The organism is Kribbella swartbergensis, assembly GCF_054784135.1.
This window is the reverse complement of the sequence record NZ_BAAGPM010000034.1, coordinates 26,208-42,366: the sequence shown is the minus strand read 5'-3', so window position 1 is coordinate 42,366 and position 16,159 is coordinate 26,208. Positions and strand designations below refer to the sequence as shown.

15 protein-coding genes are annotated in these 16,159 nt (G+C 69.5%); 4 read left to right on the top strand and 11 right to left on the bottom strand.

Features of this window, described 5'->3' with window-relative positions:
* The first annotated feature begins 19 nt into the window (after window positions 1-19).
* Window positions 20-985 carry an LLM class flavin-dependent oxidoreductase gene (locus ACYVOK_RS29315; RefSeq protein WP_460665802.1) on the top strand — a complete coding sequence of 322 codons (966 nt, stop codon included), beginning with the start codon at window positions 20-22 and terminating at the stop codon, window positions 983-985.
* A gap of 82 nt (window positions 986-1,067) precedes the next feature.
* On the opposite strand, the gene ACYVOK_RS29310 is transcribed toward ACYVOK_RS29315, so the two are convergent.
* From ACYVOK_RS29310 to ACYVOK_RS29275, 8 genes are all read right to left on the bottom strand, one after another.
* Window positions 1,068-1,940, bottom strand: a complete 873-nt coding sequence (locus ACYVOK_RS29310) for a carbohydrate ABC transporter permease (RefSeq protein WP_460665801.1) — start codon at window positions 1,938-1,940, stop codon at window positions 1,068-1,070.
* Entirely contained in the window at window positions 1,940-2,833 is an 894-nt protein-coding gene (locus ACYVOK_RS29305) for a carbohydrate ABC transporter permease (protein ID WP_460665800.1), read from the bottom strand. Before ACYVOK_RS29305 ends, ACYVOK_RS29310 begins: the two co-directional genes overlap by 1 nt.
* Before the next feature lie 248 nt (window positions 2,834-3,081).
* Window positions 3,082-4,347, bottom strand: coding sequence for a sugar ABC transporter substrate-binding protein (locus ACYVOK_RS29300; RefSeq protein ID WP_460665799.1), 1,266 nt, complete (start codon window positions 4,345-4,347; stop codon window positions 3,082-3,084).
* A gap of 77 nt (window positions 4,348-4,424) precedes the next feature.
* Window positions 4,425-6,458: a hypothetical protein gene (locus ACYVOK_RS29295; protein WP_460665798.1), complete on the bottom strand. Its 2,034-nt coding sequence runs from the start codon at window positions 6,456-6,458 to the stop codon at window positions 4,425-4,427.
* A 126-nt stretch (window positions 6,459-6,584) separates the two neighbouring features.
* Entirely contained in the window at window positions 6,585-7,271 is a 687-nt protein-coding gene (locus ACYVOK_RS29290; protein WP_460665797.1) for a hypothetical protein, read from the bottom strand.
* A complete protein-coding gene (locus tag ACYVOK_RS29285) occupies window positions 7,268-8,422 on the bottom strand; it encodes an L-histidine N(alpha)-methyltransferase (protein WP_460665796.1) in 1,155 nt (384 codons plus the stop codon). The genes ACYVOK_RS29290 and ACYVOK_RS29285 overlap by 4 nt, the downstream gene beginning before the upstream one ends.
* 119 nt (window positions 8,423-8,541) lie before the next feature.
* Complete coding sequence (locus ACYVOK_RS29280; protein WP_460665795.1) at window positions 8,542-8,742, bottom strand: cold-shock protein; 201 nt, start codon at window positions 8,740-8,742, stop codon at window positions 8,542-8,544.
* Between the two features lie 91 nt (window positions 8,743-8,833).
* A complete protein-coding gene (locus ACYVOK_RS29275) occupies window positions 8,834-10,210 on the bottom strand; it encodes an MFS transporter (RefSeq protein ID WP_460665794.1) in 1,377 nt (458 codons plus the stop codon).
* Between the two features lie 52 nt (window positions 10,211-10,262).
* Between ACYVOK_RS29275 and ACYVOK_RS29270 the strand changes: the two genes are divergently transcribed.
* Window positions 10,263-10,919 carry a CGNR zinc finger domain-containing protein gene (locus ACYVOK_RS29270; RefSeq protein ID WP_460665793.1) on the top strand — a complete coding sequence of 219 codons (657 nt, stop codon included), beginning with the start codon at window positions 10,263-10,265 and terminating at the stop codon, window positions 10,917-10,919.
* On the opposite strand, the gene ACYVOK_RS29265 is transcribed toward ACYVOK_RS29270, so the two are convergent.
* From ACYVOK_RS29265 to ACYVOK_RS29255, 3 genes are all read right to left on the bottom strand, one after another.
* Window positions 10,880-12,028 carry a Cmx/CmrA family chloramphenicol efflux MFS transporter gene (locus tag ACYVOK_RS29265; protein WP_460665792.1) on the bottom strand — a complete coding sequence of 383 codons (1,149 nt, stop codon included), beginning with the start codon at window positions 12,026-12,028 and terminating at the stop codon, window positions 10,880-10,882. The genes ACYVOK_RS29270 and ACYVOK_RS29265 overlap by 40 nt on opposite strands.
* Window positions 12,029-12,268: 240 nt before the next feature.
* Window positions 12,269-12,451, bottom strand: coding sequence for a hypothetical protein (locus tag ACYVOK_RS29260; protein ID WP_460665791.1), 183 nt, complete (start codon window positions 12,449-12,451; stop codon window positions 12,269-12,271).
* Complete coding sequence (locus tag ACYVOK_RS29255; protein WP_460665790.1) at window positions 12,448-13,803, bottom strand: PspC domain-containing protein; 1,356 nt, start codon at window positions 13,801-13,803, stop codon at window positions 12,448-12,450. Before ACYVOK_RS29255 ends, ACYVOK_RS29260 begins: the two co-directional genes overlap by 4 nt.
* A gap of 194 nt (window positions 13,804-13,997) precedes the next feature.
* Here ACYVOK_RS29255 and ACYVOK_RS29250 point away from each other — a divergent pair, with 194 nt between their 5' ends.
* Together ACYVOK_RS29250 and ACYVOK_RS29245 are read left to right on the top strand one after the other, a co-directional pair.
* Window positions 13,998-15,512 (top strand): ATP-binding protein, encoded by a 1,515-nt coding sequence (locus ACYVOK_RS29250; protein WP_460665789.1) that lies wholly within the window; start codon window positions 13,998-14,000, stop codon window positions 15,510-15,512.
* Entirely contained in the window at window positions 15,509-16,150 is a 642-nt protein-coding gene (locus ACYVOK_RS29245; protein WP_460665788.1) for a response regulator, read from the top strand. The genes ACYVOK_RS29250 and ACYVOK_RS29245 overlap by 4 nt, the downstream gene beginning before the upstream one ends.
* Window positions 16,151-16,159: the final 9 nt, after the last annotated feature.

Below are 16,159 nucleotides of genomic sequence, written 5' to 3'. Positions count from 1 at the left end.
AACGGAAGGTGGTCCCCCGATGCGGCTGGGTCTCTATCTGAACCTCTACGGAACCCCCGGCGAGCGGCCGCGGCTCGAGGACGCCGTCGAGCAGGCCCGGCTGGCCGAGCAGGCCGGGTTCGACTGGATCGTGCTGGGCGAGCGGCACCTGCACCGGCCCGGATACCACGAGATCCTGACCTCGCTGGCCTACCTGGCCGCCAAGACCGACCGGATCGGCCTGGCCACCTCGGGCATCGTGGCTCCGCTCTACGACCCCGTCGTACTGGCCGAGACGCTGGCCCACATCGACGTACTGTCGGGTGGGCGGTTGACCGCCGGGTTCGTGCTCGGTTACCGGCCGGAGGAGTTCGCGCTGTACGGCGTGACGCAGGCCGAGCGGGTCGCGCGGTTCGAGGAGTGCCTGACCGTGCTGACCCGGCTGTGGACCGAGGACGAGGTGACGTACGACGGGAAGTTCACCAGCATCCGCGAGGCGTTCCTGTCGCCGCGGCCGGTGCAGACACCACGGCCGCGGCTGTGGAACGGCGGCCGCGTCTCCGCCGTACTGGAACGGACCGCGCGGATGTGCGACGGGTGGACGACGTCGTTCAACGAACTCGACTCCGACCTGCCGTCGAAGATCGCGGAGTACCGCTCCTACCCGAGTGGCGAGGGCACGTTGGGACGCGACGTGATCCTGTGCCGGGAAGGCTTCTGCGCCCCGACGTCGCAGGACGCGCGGCAGGCGCTGGAGGAGCCGCTGCGCGACCTGTACGACGCCTACACCGGATGGAAGCGGACCTCGACGGACGCAAGCCGCTACAGCCAGGGCTGGGACGACATCGCCGCCCGCAGCGTCATCGGCTCCCCGGCCGAGTGCGCCGAGCGGCTGGCGCACTACGAGCAGATGGGTGCCGACGGCATCATTCTCCGCATCCAACCCCCCGGCATGCCCCAAACCCAAGCCCTCCACTCCATCGAATCCTTCGGCGAACTGTTGTAATCCCCACGCGTCCCACGCACCCGCTCCGCCCTCGCTCCGCTCCTCGCCACGCCTGCGGAGCACGCGCGGGCTTTCCTCACTCCTAGCTCTTGAGGCCGGACATGGCGATGCTGTCGGTCAGGTAGCGTTGGAGGAGGCCGAAGACCAGGAGGCTGGGGACTACCGTGATGGTGGCGCCGGCCATGACCTGGTTGATGGGGACGGCCTGGGTCTGCAGGGTGGCGAGGCCGACGGTGAGGGTTTGCATCTCGGCCGACTGACCGATGACCAGCGGCCACAGGAAGTCGTTCCAGTGCCACAGGAACACGAAGATGCCGAGGGTGGCCAGCGCCGGCCGGATCAGCGGGAGCACGATCTGGGTGAAGATCCGCCACTCCGGCGCTCCGTCGATCTCGGCCGCCTCGAACAACTCGTCCGGCAACTGGCTGATGAACTGCCGGAGCAGGAACACCGCCTGCGAGTTCGCCAGCGTGGGCACGATCAGTCCCCAGTAACTGTCCACCCAGTCGAGCCGCGAGACCAGGATGTACGACGGGATCAGCGTCGCCTGGAACGGCACCATCAAGGTGGCCAGGAAGGCCCAGAACATGATCTCCCGGCCCGGGAACCGCTTCTTCGCGAACGCGTACCCGGCCATCGCCGCGAACAGCAGGACGAAGACCACCGAGATCAGCGAGTACAGCAGCGAGTTGACCGCCCAGCGCGGGATGTCGGAACTCGACAGCACCCGGGTGAAGTTGTCGAGGGTGAACCGGGTCGGGTCGAGCGCGTCCGGGAACGTCCGGCCGCTCGGCGGCGCGAACGCGACCAGCACCATCGCCGCGAACGGCACGATGGTGACGATCGCGGTCAGCGTCAGCAGCGTCGGCAGCGTGAGCCGTGCGACCGGGTGCTGCTCGGTCTTCGGCGGCGGTGCCGTGTCCTGCGGGCTCGGTCGTTCGAGCAGGTTCACCATCAGTCGTCCCTCCCGACCAGCCGTCGCTGCACCAGCGAGACGATCAGCACGATCGCGAACAGCACCAGGCCGATCGCGCTGGCATAGCCGAAGTCGAAGTACTTGAAACCGCTGTCGTACAGGAAGTAGACGAGCGAGTAGCTGGAGCGCACCGGGCCGCCGCCGGTCATCACGTACATCGCGTCGAAGACCTGGAACGCCCCGATCGTCTCGATCACCAGCACGAAGAACAGCACCGGGCGCAACTGCGGCAACGTGATGTGGCGGAACCGCTGCCAGGTGGACGCGCCGTCGATCATCGCGGCCTCCAGGTACGAACGCGGCACCGCCTGCAACCCGGCGAGCAGGATCAGCATCGAGTAGCCGAATCCCTTCCAGGCCGATGTCACCGCGATCGACGGCAGCACCAGGTTGGACTCGGCGAGGAAGTCGATCGGCCCGATCGAGATCAGCCCGAGCACGGAGTTGATCAGGCCGTCCTGGGCGTCGTAGATCCACTTCCAGATCACCGCGGCCAGCACGATGCTGGTCACGTACGGCAGGAAGAAGACGCCGCGGAAGAAGCCTCGCCGCCAGACCACCTGGTGCAGCAGGACGGCGGTGCCGAGCGACAGCAGCACCGTCATCGGGACGAAGATCACCGTGTAGGTGAGGGTGACGACCAGCGCCTGGTGGAACAGGTTGTCCTGGAGCAGTCGCGTGTAGTTGTCGAGCGCAACGAAGGACCAGCGTCCGCTGAGCCGGTAGTCGGTGAGGGAGAGCAGTACGGCGCCCACCACCGGGACGAACCGGAACAGCAGGAACAGGGCGAGCATCGGGGCGACGAACAGCAGCCCGACCCACGGGCGCCGGAGCGACCCGCGCCGCCCCGCGAGCGGCGCGGATCGCAGCAACGGAAGCCGCGACCTGAACCCCTGCCCAGAACCCCGCCCGGCTCCCGAGCCGGAGCCGGTACCCGAGCCTGAGCCGGTACCCGTGCCCGAGCCCGAGCCCGAGCCGGAACCCGAGCCGGAACCCGAGCCCGAGCCGGAGCCGGGGGTGGAGCGGGGGGTGCGGCGGAAGCGGGAGGTGGTGGGCGCCGGCTCGCCGGCCACGGGTTCCGCCCGGCCCGTGGCCGTGTCCGGCGCTTGTCCGGCCTCGGTCAACGCTGTCTCGACAGGAGGTCGTCGGCCTGCTTCGCGGCGTCGTCGAGCGCCTGCTGCGGCGCCTTCTTACCGGTCAGCACGGCCTGGATCTGAACGCTCAGCAGCGACATCACCTGGCGGGCGGAGGCGTTCGGCTCACCCGGTACGGCGTACTGCAGGGCGTCGGCGAACTTCGGCGCGTTCGGGTCGGTGTCCGGCGCCTTCACGTCGGTACGGGGACTGAAGAAGCCCGACGCCTTGCTGAGCCCCTCCACCTGCGCGGGCTGGATCATGAACGACAGGAACTTCTTCGCCGCGTCGACGTTCTCCGAGGCGGCGTTGACCGCCAGCCCGCCGGGTAGGCCGAAACCGACCTGCTTCTGGCCGGTCAGCGGTTTGCCGATGATGACGTTGGCGGCCCCCCAGGTCGCCGCCACCGTCTTGGCGTAGGCCGGCGTACTCGTGAAGGCCATCGCCACCTGGCCCTTGCCGAACGGCTGGTCGGCGACCAGGTTGCCGTTGCTCAGGGCACTCTTCGGGATCGCGCCCTGGTCGTACAGCTCCTTCAGGAAGGTCAGCGCCTCGAGACCGGGCCCCTGGTTGAACGCGACGGTCTTGCCGTCGTCGTTGAACACCTTGCCGCCGGCCTGCCACAGCAGCGGGTAGAAGTTGAGGTTCAGCGAGGCCTCCGGCGACGCGGAGTAGTCCAGCGTCGAGAAGCCGGCCGCCTTGATCTTCGGCGCCGCCGCCTTGATCTCCGCCCAGGTCTCCGGCGGCTTGGTGATCCCTGCCTTGTCGAGGATCGTCTTGTTGTACATCGCCGTGGTGACGGTGTGGTAGATCGGCGCGGCGTAGACCTTGCCGTCGACGGTCAGGCCGGGGATCGCGGCCGGCAGGAACTTGTCCTTCTCCGGCTCGACCACGTCGTCGACCGGCTCGAACGAGCCGTTCCTGACGTACTGCGGCAGTTGGTCGGGGATCTGCAGGACGACGTCCGGCCCCTTCTTGCCGGCGAACGCGGCGGCGAGCTTCTCGTCGCGCTTGTCCCACGTCTGCGCCTCGATCTTGAGGTCGACGTCGGAGTTGGCGGTCTCGAAGTCCTTCTCGACCTTCTGCCAGTACGCGTCGTTGGCCGCCTGGTCGCCGATCACCGGGTACATCCAGAGCGTGACTGTCTTCTTCTCCTCCTGTGCGGAGCCGGAGTCGCCTCCGCAGGAACTCAGCGCGGCGGCCAGCACGAGCGCCGTGATCGGTGCCGCGATGCGGCGGACGGTGGATTTCATCGCACCCCCTGGGTGTCCGGAAGTCAGGGTCCGGAATAACGGTCAGGACCGAAAGTAGCTGGGTGGAATTTCCGGTGTCAACGGCTGAGATCAACTCGGAACAGCTCGGCACCGTATGTCAGCAGCAACTGGCGGTCGTTCCGGACGCCCAGCCGGCGGTGCGCCTTCTCGACCAGGAGCGTCGGCGCCTTGCCCGGTGCGATCCGGAAGATCTTGTTCAGATCGATGCTCACGTACACCGCCTCACCGGTGGCGACGATGTCTCCGCTGGACGACGTCGTACCGAGTACATACGACTTGAGCACCGTGCCGCGGTGGGGATCCATCGCGAAGACGGTCTTGCCGGCCACGCCCCAGAGCAGCCCGTCCGGACCGAACGTCACCGACGACACGGTGATCGCGCCGGGCACGGGCACGGTCTCCCACAGCTTGCGGGAGCGCTTCACGTCCCAGGCGAAGACGGTGCCCTCGGTCCGGGTCGGTGGCGTGGTGGCGAGGCCGCCGACGATCGACGTACCGCCGTACACGGTGCCGTCGCGGGCGGTCAGGCCGAACACGCTCTCGTCCTGGACGACGTTGCGGAACTTCTGCGCTGTACCGGTCTTCGGGTCGTAGATGACGAGCGCACCGCCGAGCCGGTCGCCGTCGGGGACCGTGCCGACCGCGATCTTGCCGTTCACCTCCACGAGTGCCCGGGCACGGGTCTGGAACAGCTCCGGTTTGAGGTTGAGCACCTGCTTGGGGTTGTCCGGCGTACCGGGTGGGCCGGGGGAGTACTCCGGGCTGCTCCACGGCTGGCTCAGGTCGTACGAGTACAGCCGCGCGTCCGGGTAGGCACCGATCCACAGCTTGCCGTCCTTGCCCTCCAGCAGCGCCTCGACCTGCGAGAACCGGTTGAAGGTGGCGGCACCGGTGGCCGGGTCGACGACCGACACCCCGCCGTTCAGGAATCCGCCGGCGTAGATCTTGTCCTTGCCGCCGGCCACGGACAGGATCTCGATCGGCTCCCGCCGTACCTGGGTCTGGAAGATCTCCGACTTGCCGGTCTGCGGGTTGTACCGGAACTCCTCGCCGCGCCACAGCGTGCCGACAATGCTCATGCCCGGGTAGTCGGGCAGGCCGAGCTCGGCCCAGCCGATCGAGCGGGTGTTCTGGATCCGGCCGGTGAAGGTGAGACCGGTCCCGGTCAGCGTCTTCGTGGCCGGGTCGTACTTCTTCAGCTCACTGGCCTGGATCAGGTAGATCTCGCCGTTGTCGCCGACCGGGGAGATGTCCAGGCCGTGCGCGTTCGGGATCTCGTCCACCCAGGTGCGCGTCGCGATGTCCCAGACGTACATCGGGCCGGGGAACGCGGTGCTGATCCGGGCGTAGACCCGGCCGGCGCGCGTGTTCAGGTCATAGACGACCTTGTCGGTGGGATCGCCGAGTCCGGGTGGCGACGGCAGCTCGGTGATCGCGCCGGATGCGACGTCGAGCTCCATGATGTGCGCGTCGGGCAATGAACCGGTGTAGACCTTGCCGTTCCAGTAGTCGATGCTCTTGACGTACGGCTGGCCGGCCTTGACCTGGCCGTAGTCGCGGACCGCGCCGGTCGCGTGGTCGTAGCGGAACACCTTGCCGTTCGGGAACGTGCCGCCGTACACATTGCCCTGTTCGTCGGTGGTGATCCGCCAGATGAACGACTCGCTCGCGATCGGGCGGCCGAGGTCCTCGACGGTGTTCCCCGATCCGGGCCTCCAGCGATACAGGTGGCCGTTGTTGTACGTGCCGGCGTAGATGGTGCCGTCGGATGTCGCGGCCACGGCATAGCTGCCGTCGGCCCCGGGCAGCGGCGCGGAGAGCAGGCTGGCGCCGGTCGCCGGGTCGATCGCGTTCAGGTACGCCGGTTTGCCGGTGGAGACGTTCCAGATCGCGGTCTTGCCGTTCGGGCCCGGCGCGACGGTGCCGCCGATCAGGAGTACGTCGGACAGCGGCGTACCGAGGGATACGAGGGTTGCCGTCGTGGGGCCGGCTTGGGCCATCGGGAGCTCTCCGGCGTCGGCGGGAGTGGTCAGGGTGGTGACGAGCAGGGCGGCGAGTGCCACCGCGATGAGCGAGCGGGCTGATCGCATGCGAAGCCTCCGGTGGACGACCTATTTACGGTCCTGTCCGAAAGTAAGCCTTGGAGGTGTGGTGAAGTCAACCACTCGGCGGTTTTTGCCGCTTCTGGCAGCGGGGCAGCCTTTCGGCCACGGCCGTTACGCAGGTGGCAGCCGGGCAAGCAGGTTGTCCAGCATGTCACGGGTGGCCGCGAAGTAGCTGTTCTCGCGGTGCAGGGCGCGGTGGAAGGCGGCCAGCTCGGCCGGCGAGATGGTGTTGGAGAACGTGCTGATCTCCGTCAGGTCGAGGCGGCGGTTGAACAGGTGCACGGTGTCGCGCCAGCGGTGCAGCAGCCCGACGAGCTCCGCGTCGCGGTGCCGACCGAGCGCGCCGGAGACGAGCGCCAGGTCGACCGCGGAGACGACGAGCCGCGGGTACACCTGCCGGGTGGTGGGTGCCTTCGGGGAGAAGCGCTCGTCGTTCAGGAGTCTGGTGTTCTCGCGGAGCTCGTCGGCGACAGCGCGCAGTACCTCCGTACGGCGCTCCGCCTCCGCGGTGAGCCGTTCGACGAAGATGCCGGTCAGCCCGGCGACCAGCGTCAGCGAGTTGACGGCCGGCTCCCACCGCGAGTTCTCGGGCCACAGGAACCAGATCACGCCCAGCACGAACGCCAACCCGAGCAACCCGTAGCTGACGACGGAGACGACCGTACGGCGGTACGCCGCCCAGCGACTGTCCACCAGCGGCAGCACCCGCCGCAGTTGCCGCAACCGCGCCAGCACCCGCAGCCGGGCCCGCCGTACTCCGGGATCAGGCTGGTCGGTCGGCGTACCGGCTGAGGTCATGTGGACCAGATGTCGTCAGCCAGGGTGCGGGCGGTGGTGTCCTCCGCGCTGCCAGGAGCCAGCAGGAGCAGGTCCAGGCCGAACGGGCTCGGCTTGCGGGTGTACCGGAAACCGGAGTGGGCGTGCTCGATCGCGGTCAGGTCACAGGCCGCGGTCAGCTTCTTCAGCCGCTCGGTGGAGAACTTGCGGGTGGTGTAGAGCAGGATCGTGTCCTCCGGCTCGAGCACCACCTCGGTGTGGTCCGGCAGACCCATCACGATCGGCTCGCCGGTGTTGTTCTGCCAGACGATCTTCACCAGCAGGGCGTCGTCGTTCTCCACCTCGCCGCGGAAGTCGATCCGGTCGTTGTCGATCTTCAGGTCGGTGTTGTACCGCAGCGCGCTGGTGACGAACTCGGCGAACGCCCGGGTCTGGTGGTACTCGTCGGCGGCCGCCTTCGCCGCCTCCTCGTCCAGGCTGCTGGTGCTGGCCACCTCGAGCAGCAGCCGGTCCTGCGGCCGCAGTACGCGGGTGATGATCCGGAGCAGTTCCTCGTCGCTGTCGAAGTTCGCCAGCGTGTTGCCGGTCAGTGTGAACAGGATCGGCTCGTCACCGATCAGCCGGGACAGCATCTGGCCGAGCTCGTCCATGTTGTCGGCGATGGAGAAGTCGAGTTGCACCGGCAGCACCTGCGACATCGGGAACCGGACGCCCCGGACCGGCTCCAGCGTGCCCATCCGGAGCATCTCCGAGCTCATGTCGACCGGGACGTAGTACATGTCCGGGTTGTGCCGGCGCATGTCGCCGAGGATGGTGCGATCCTTGACGCCGGTGCCGACGCCGAGGCTGACCAGGTGGAAGCCGCCCTTGTCGACGTGCGGGCGGACCTTGCGCCAGTGCCGCAGGAACGACTCCGCGCCGGCCTTCATCACCAGGTAGAACGGGTCGTTGGTCGCGTTCGCCCAGGCGATCGTCGGGCCGATGCCCCAGTAGGAGAAACCGGAGGTGATCTGCTTGCCGTCGCCGGTCTTCGAGAACGGGCCGCGCAGGTCGCCGGTGAGGGTCGCGAGCTTGTCGGTCTGGTCCTCGCCGACGAGCAGCAGCGACCAGTTGAAGTCGTCGTCGGCGAGCGCCTGCTCGAGCTTGCGGATCACGGGTACCGGCTCTGTCACGTCCCAACCCCTCACACGGTGAGACGACAGGTTACCGTTCGCAGCCGCCCGGTGCAGTCCGGAAACCCGGGTACGACGCGCGCCTCGGGCAACCGATGACCCGGGCCGGGCGCCGCGGGTCAGAGCGGGGTGACGGCGTCGGCTTCGCGACCCTTGGGGCCGTCGACGATCTCGAACTCGACCTGCTGGCCGTCCTCCAGGGTCTTGTAGCCGTCGGAGACGATCTTGCTCCAGTGGACGAACACGTCGTCCTCGCCCTCGACGGCGAGGAAACCGTAGCCCTTGTCGGCGTTGAACCACTTCACGGTGCCGCGCACCATCGGAACTCCTGTGACCACGGGACCCGCTTCACCCGGACCCCTCGGGTACTGACCTACGACCTGACGACCGCGGTCGTCGACGTGACAAAGCCTAACCGAGATCGGCCGCGGTACGCCGTACCGCCCGGGGCACCGTGAGGGCCGCCGCGGCGCCGAGGAACGCGACGACGACGCCGATGAGGAAGCCGAGCCGGTAGCCGGTCATCCGGTCCGCGGCCGCGGTGACAGGCGCGCACAGAGCCAGGCCGAGCGTGGCGCCGAGCTGGGCGGACGACGTGAGTACGCCCGCGGCGACGCCACGTTCGCCCTCGACGACTTCCGCCGTACCGGCCGTGGTCGAGGAGACCGAGGCGAGTCCCAGGCTGAGGCCCATCACGGTGAAGGCGGTGAGCAGGAGCGCGAGCGGTACGCCGTCCGCCGGGAGGAGCAGCAGGAGGGCGACGCCGGCGGCGATGCCGGTGAAGCCGATGATCAGCATCCGGCGTGTGCCGTTGCGCAGGGCGGCGCGCGGACCGGCCAGCGAGCCGCCGATGACGGCGAGGTTGAACGCCGGGAAGATCAGGCCGGCCTGTGCGGGTGGCAGTTGGTCCTGGACATACAGGGCCGCGGTGATCATGGGTGGACTGGTGGACGCCGTCACCGCGGCCGCGGTGAGGTTGCCACCGAGTACGCCGGGGGTGCGCGCGAAGGCGCCGGGGACGAGCGGCTGTGGTGACCGCCGCTCGACACGTGTGAACAGGACAAGCAGCGGTGCCGCCCCGGCCAATGCCGCCCAGCCCCGCGGCCCGGTCGGGTCGTGAGCGATCTCCGACAGGCCGATGGCGGTGAGTGCGATGCCTGCGGTGACGAGGCAGGCGCCGGGCAGATCGAGGGTGCGAACAGGCGTCCTGCGGCCGCGACCGGGAAGGACCCGCAGGCTGAAGAGCAGTGCGACCAGTCCGATCGGCACGTTGACCGCGAAGACCCAGCGCCAGCCGCCGAGTTGCGTGAGTACGCCGCCCACCACCCAGCCGCTCGCGCCGCCGGCCGCTCCGGCGGCGGTCCACCAGCCGAGTGCGCGTTTGGCGGCGTCAGGCGGCAGCGAGTCGGAGAGCGCAGCCAGGGCGGCCGGTGCGAGGAGAGCGGCGCCGAGGCCTTGCACCAGGCGTGAGCCGATCAGGGTGGCCGGCGACCAGGCCACCGCGCAGGCCAGCGATGCGGCGGTGAACGCGACGAGGCCGACGCGGAACATCAGTCGCGGACCGGCCAGGTCGGCCGCCCGCCCGCCGAGGACGAGCAGGCCGGCGAGGGCGACCGTGTACGCCGTGAAGACCCACAGCAGGCCGACCGGGCCGAACCCGAGTTCGTCGTCGATCGCGGGCAGCGCCATCGTGACGATCGTGGCGTCGAGCACCACCACGAACTGAGCGACACAGACGATCGCCCAGCCGCCGGCCCGCGCCGGGGTGTTTCCAGTCAAATCGCTCATGCCGGAAACAGTGCCCGGCGCGCCCGCGAGCAAACTGGTAAAATGCATTTTGATGGAAACAGTCCAGTTACCGGACGGCATCCGGGTGCTCCCGGTCGTCGCGGGTGACCTCGCGCTCGATTTCGCCAACACGGTCGACGACCCCCTTGGCCCCGAGCGCCACGACCACATCGCCGACTATCACGCACTGTTGTGGTGGTCGCTCCGGATGTCCCTCCTCGCCGAGCACGAGGCCGACCGCCTGCTCCAGGCCGCCCCGGGTCGCCGCGCGGCCGCCGTGGTGAGCCGGGCGCACTCGTTGCGCGAGGCAATCAACCGCGCCGCCGGCAGCGTCGTCGATGCCTCGGCAGCCGGCGGCACGCGCCGCGCACCCACCACCGCCCCGCGACCCGCAGGGCCGCTCGAAGGGTGGGCGGACCTGCGGCCGTTCGTACGCACCGCGATCGAGCGGATGGAGTTGGTGGATCTCCGGCCGTCGTGGCGGTTCGACGAGCCGGAGTCACCGCTGTGGCCGGTGGCGCACGCGGCGTACGACTTGCTGACCGGGCCGCGGGCGCTTCGGATCAAGCGGTGCGCCGGCTGCCCGTGGTTGTTCGTCGATCAGTCGAAGAACGGCAGCCGGCGCTGGTGCTCGATGGAGGACTGCGGTACGTCGGAGAAGATGCGGCTCTACGTGTCCCGGCGATCCGCACGCCGGTCCCAGAGGTGAGCGGTTGACGCCAGGCAGAACGCCGTACCCACCAAGAGGGCGCTGACCCACAATGGGGCGCGGTAGCCGGTCACGGTGATCGCGACTCCGCCGAGGGCGGGCCCGAGGGCAGCGCCGACGTTGAGGGACGCGGTGGCGAGGCCGCCGGCGAGTACAGGTGAGGTCGAGCCGGCGTAGAGCGCGTACGAGATCAGCGTCGAGCCGACCGCGAACGACAACAGGCCTTGGCAGAAGACCAGTACGACGGTCGCGGCGGGCACGGCCGCGGTCAGCGCGAACGCGCACCAGCCGAGCAACAAGATGCCACCGGCAACAAGAACTAGGCGGGTGCCGCGGCGGTCGGCGTACCGGCCGGCCGCGGTGACACCGGCGAACGAACCGAGGCCGAACAGTGCGAGCATCGCCGGAACCCAGCCGGCGCCGAAACCGGTCACCTCGGTCAGCACCGGCGCCAGGTAGGTGAACGAGCAGAACGTTGCCCCATTCACCAATGCGCCCAGGATCAGCAGCAGTACCAGGCGTTTCCCGATCCGTAGTCCGCCGGCCGTGGCCGGACCCGTGGTGCGCGTGGCGGGGATCGCGCGCACGATCGCGATCAGCGCCGGGAACGAGATGATCGCGACCGCCCAGAACGCCGACCGCCAGCCGAGGTGCTGGCCGAGGAGAGCGCCGCCCGGTACGCCGGCGATGCAGGCGAGCGTCGTACCGCCGAGCAGGACGGAGGTCGCGCGTCCCTTCGCGTCGGGCCGGACCAGGGTCGTGGCCGTGGCGAGGGCGATCGCCAGGAAGCCGGCGTTGGCGAGGGCGGCGAGCACCCGGGTGATCAGCAGGATCGTGAAGCTGGTGGTGACGGCGCCGATCACATGGACGACCAGGAAGACGGTCAGCGTGACCAGAAGCGTACGGCGGCGCGGCCAGCGGGCGCCGAGGACGGCGATCGCCGGTGCGCCGACGATCATGCCGGCGGCGAACGCCGAGGTGAGCCAGCCCGCGGCCGGGATCGAGACGCCCAGGTCGCGGGCGATGTCCGGACCGAGGCCGGAGAGCATGAACTCCGAGGTCGCCTGGGCGAACACGGCCAGGCCGAGCAGGTACAGCACGAAAGGCATGGGGGAACTCCGCAACCACGTCGATGGATGCGGCAGGTCGAGTCTGCCGCGGGACGAGCCGCGACTCACTCGAGCGCGCGGCCGGCATCGCCGGCAGTCCGGAGCAGTTCAGCCACCGGACAGCCGGTGGCTACGGTCTGCTCGCCTCCGGACTCGACACGCCCCCGACCCTAGACAACCCCCAGGCGCCGGTCCACCGACTTACGCACAGCGGTCGGCTGCAGTACGGGCCCGGGCAGGTCAGCTGCGGTGGGTGGCAGCCAGCCCCACGATGCCGGCAGCCACCAGCAGAAGCGCACTGCTCACACCCAGGTCGTCGGGTTGCAGGACGCCGTTCTCAGTAAGCATCCAAATAGTGGCGCCGCCAGTCAGAACGGTCCCAGCAATAATCCCGGGAACATCCGGCTTCGACTGCTGCTTCATCCGCGCTCCACTCTGATGCTGCCGAGTTTGAGGTCTAGGTCCAGGGTGACGGATTGGGGGCCGGGTTTGGCGTCGGTGCCTAGGTCCTTGATGGTCAGTTCGGCGTTGTGGCCGCCTTTGTGCTCGTTCTGCCAGACGAGTTCGCCCATCTCGGCGGACAGTTGGCCCTCGACGTCGACGTTCTGCGGCAGCTTGATGACGACCTCGCCGACGCCGCCGTGCACCTCGACCCGGGCGCCCGGTGCGAAGGTGGCCTTGGTCAGGTCAAGTTTCGCCGCCCCGGCGTCGAACTGGTAGTTCGTGCTGGTCGCGGTGATGGTGTCGGTGGCGGTCGCGGTGTAGTTGACGTCGGCGACGTTGCGCGGCACTTCCGGGAACACGGTGCTCGCCACGGCACCGGCCGCGAGCAGAATGCCGAGCGGCAGCAGCCCCAGGGTCCGGCCGACGAAACCGCCGAGCAGCATCCCGGTGCCCAGCGTCGCCAGTCCGACGATCAGCATCGTCGAGGTCGCCGCGCCCGCCGCCCAGGCGATCGCGATCGCGGCGCCGGTCAGGAGGACGACGATCGACTTGACCCCGCGCATGCCCTTGGCCGGTGGTTCGGCGGACCTGGCGGTCGCCGGGGGTGGCGCGGTCGCCGGCTCGTCGACGTACAAGCCGAGAGGGTCGTCCTCGGTCCACACAGGCTGGACCGGTTCGACGGTGCGGTCCTGGGGTCGCTGTGTGGCCGAGGACGACGGACCCGCCGGGGGAGCTGACGGGCCGGTCTGAGGAGGCACGTACGCCGAGGTCGCCGGCTGACCCATCGGCGCGGTGGTCTGCGCTGCGGGCGGCGTCTGCGCGGGCTGACCCGGTTGGCCGTACTGGCCGGAGCCGGTCCACTGCTGACCGGACCAGCCCTGGTCGGCGCTCCGGGCGCGCTTGCGGTTCTTGCGGTGGACGGCGACGACCCAGATCACCGCGAGCACGATCAGCGGCCCGGGCACGAACCGGCCGAAGTCGAACGACGACATCATCGCGATCGCGAAGAACACGCAGGCGCCGATCACGATCGGCCACAGCCACGGGTGGTCCGGGCGAACCCGGTCGCCGAGCAGACCCTGCGCCGCGGAGCGTGAACTGCCCTCGTCGGGCATCAGCACCCAGGCGGCGATGTAGAAGATGACCCCCGGACCGCTGAGGATGAGCACCGCCATCACCACGCGGACCAGCACCGGGTCGATGTTCAGCGCGCGGCCGATACCGCCGCAGACGCCGGCCACCATCCGGTCCGACCGGCTGCGCTTCCAGCTCTGCACGTTCTGCAGGCCGCCGCGGTCGAACCCACCGGGTCCCGTCGAGTTCTGCTCCATGCCATCGATACTCTCCCCGCTCCCGGCCCGGCAACATCGGGGATCCCCCTCTCGCGACCCCGGGGTCACTGCAGGGGACCGGCCCGCTCGGGGTTCTCCCCGGTACGACCCTGAGCCTGCCGGGCAGGCGGTGAGGAGACGGCTAGGGACAAGCCTGCTGGTGTCGGCCCTGTCCGCGTGTGACGATCGTGGGGATGAACCAGCCAGCCGCAGCCGCGCCCACGGGCGGGTCCTCCACGCCAGGGACCCCTCCCGGGTCCCCGCACGGCCAGGATGACCAGGGGCAGTGGCAGTACAAGGGCTGGGGTCCCCAGGGTCCCAGGCAGTACCAAGGCCCCTACGCGCCGTACGCCGGTCAGCCGGGCCACCAGCCGCCGTACGGCGCTCAGCCCGGCCACCAGCCCCCGTACGGCCCTCAGCCCGGCCCGGGCTCCGAGCTGCCACCGGTCCGCCGGGCCTACCGCCGTACCGAGGGACGAGTGGTCGCCGGGGTCGCGGGCGGTGTGGCGGATCACCTCGGCGTGTCCGACACGATCGTGCGACTCGTGCTGATCGCCACCACGGTGTTCGGCGGGTTCGGCGTACTGATCTATGCCGCGCTCTGGTTCCTGATGCCGCTGGCCACTCCGACCGTGCCGGCCGCGCCCGGGCTGGCGGCGCATACCCGGGGCGGACTCCGCACCGACCAGCCGCCGCCGCAGCCGGTGACCGAGGCCAAGGAGCAGAAGAAGGACAAGAGCCGCGGGCAGGTGACGGCCCTGGTGGTCGTCGGCGTCGGCGTACTGCTCCTGCTGCAGGTCGCCGGGCTGGGCATCGCCGGGAAGATGTTCTGGCCGCTGGTGTTCGCCGGCACCGGTCTGGCGCTGATCTGGCGGCAGGCGGACGAGAGCCAGAAGACCGAGTGGGCGAACTCGGTCCGGGTTCCCATCCTCGGGCTGGTGCTCGGCAAGGGCGGCTGGAAGTCGCTGGTCCGGATCGCCGTCGGCCTGATCCTGCTGGGGACCGCGGTCACCGTGTTCCTGGTCCAGAACGGCCGGCTCTCGATGGTCGGCGACGTACTGGTCGCGCTGCTGCTCGCCGTGGTCGGTCTCGGCGTGATCGCCGGGCCGTGGGTGCACCGGCTGACCCGGGACCTGAACACGGAGCGGGCCGAGCGGATCCGGTCGCAGGAGCGGGCCGACATGGCCGCGCACCTGCACGACTCGGTGCTGCAGACGCTGGCGCTGATCCAGAAGCAGGCGAACGACCCGCGCGCGGTGGCGCGGCTGGCCCGTTCGCAGGAGCGCGAGTTGCGGTCCTGGTTGTACGACGAGGACGACAACACCGACCAGACGCTGGCCGGTGCGATCAAGCGGGCCGCGGCCGAGGTCGAGGACTCCCACGGCGTACCGGTCGAGGTGGTGACGGTCGGCGACTGTGACCTGACCGAACCGCTGTCCTCGATGGTCCGGGCCGCGCGCGAGTCGATGGTGAACGCGGCCAAGCACTCCGGTGCGGCCAAGATCGACGTGTTCGTCGAGGTGGACGGGGACCGGGCGGAGATCTTCGTCCGGGACCGCGGCAAGGGATTCGACGTCGACGGCGTGCCGGACGATCGGCTCGGCCTGCGGCACAGTGTGTTGGGCAGAATGGAACGGCACGGCGGCCGCGCAACGGTGCGGTCCGATCCGGAGACAGGGACCGAAGTGCGACTGGAGATGGACAGATGAGCCAGAGGCGCGTTGTCGTCGTCGACGACCACGACATGTTCCGGGCCGGGGTGCGCAGCGAGATCGGCGCCGCGGTCGACATCGTCGGGGAAGGGTCCGACGTCGAGAGCGCGGTGAAGGCGATCGTCGCGACCGAGCCCGACGTCGTACTGCTCGACGTCCACCTGCCCGGCGGCGGTGGCACCGAGGTGATGAAGCAGGTGCACCAGCGGCATCCGGACGTGAAGTTCCTGGCGCTGTCGGTGTCGGACGCGGCCGAGGACGTGATCGGCGTGATCCGGGCCGGTGCCCGCGGCTACGTCACCAAGAACATCAGCGGCACCGAGCTGGTGGACGCGATCGGCCGGGTCGCCGACGGCGACGCGGTGTTCTCACCGCGGCTGGCCGGGTTCGTGCTGGACGCCTTCTCGGGGGCGATCGACATCGCCTCGGTGGACGAGGACCTGGACCGGTTGTCGCAGCGCGAGCGTGAGGTACTGCGGCTGATCGCGCGCGGCTACGCGTACAAGGAAGTCGCCCGAGAGCTGTTCATCTCGGTGAAGACCGTCGAGACCCACGTGTCGTCGGTGCTGCGCAAGCTCCAGCTGTCCAACCGCCACGAACTCACCCGCTGGGCCACGGACCGCCGCCTGGTCTGAACCGCCGTA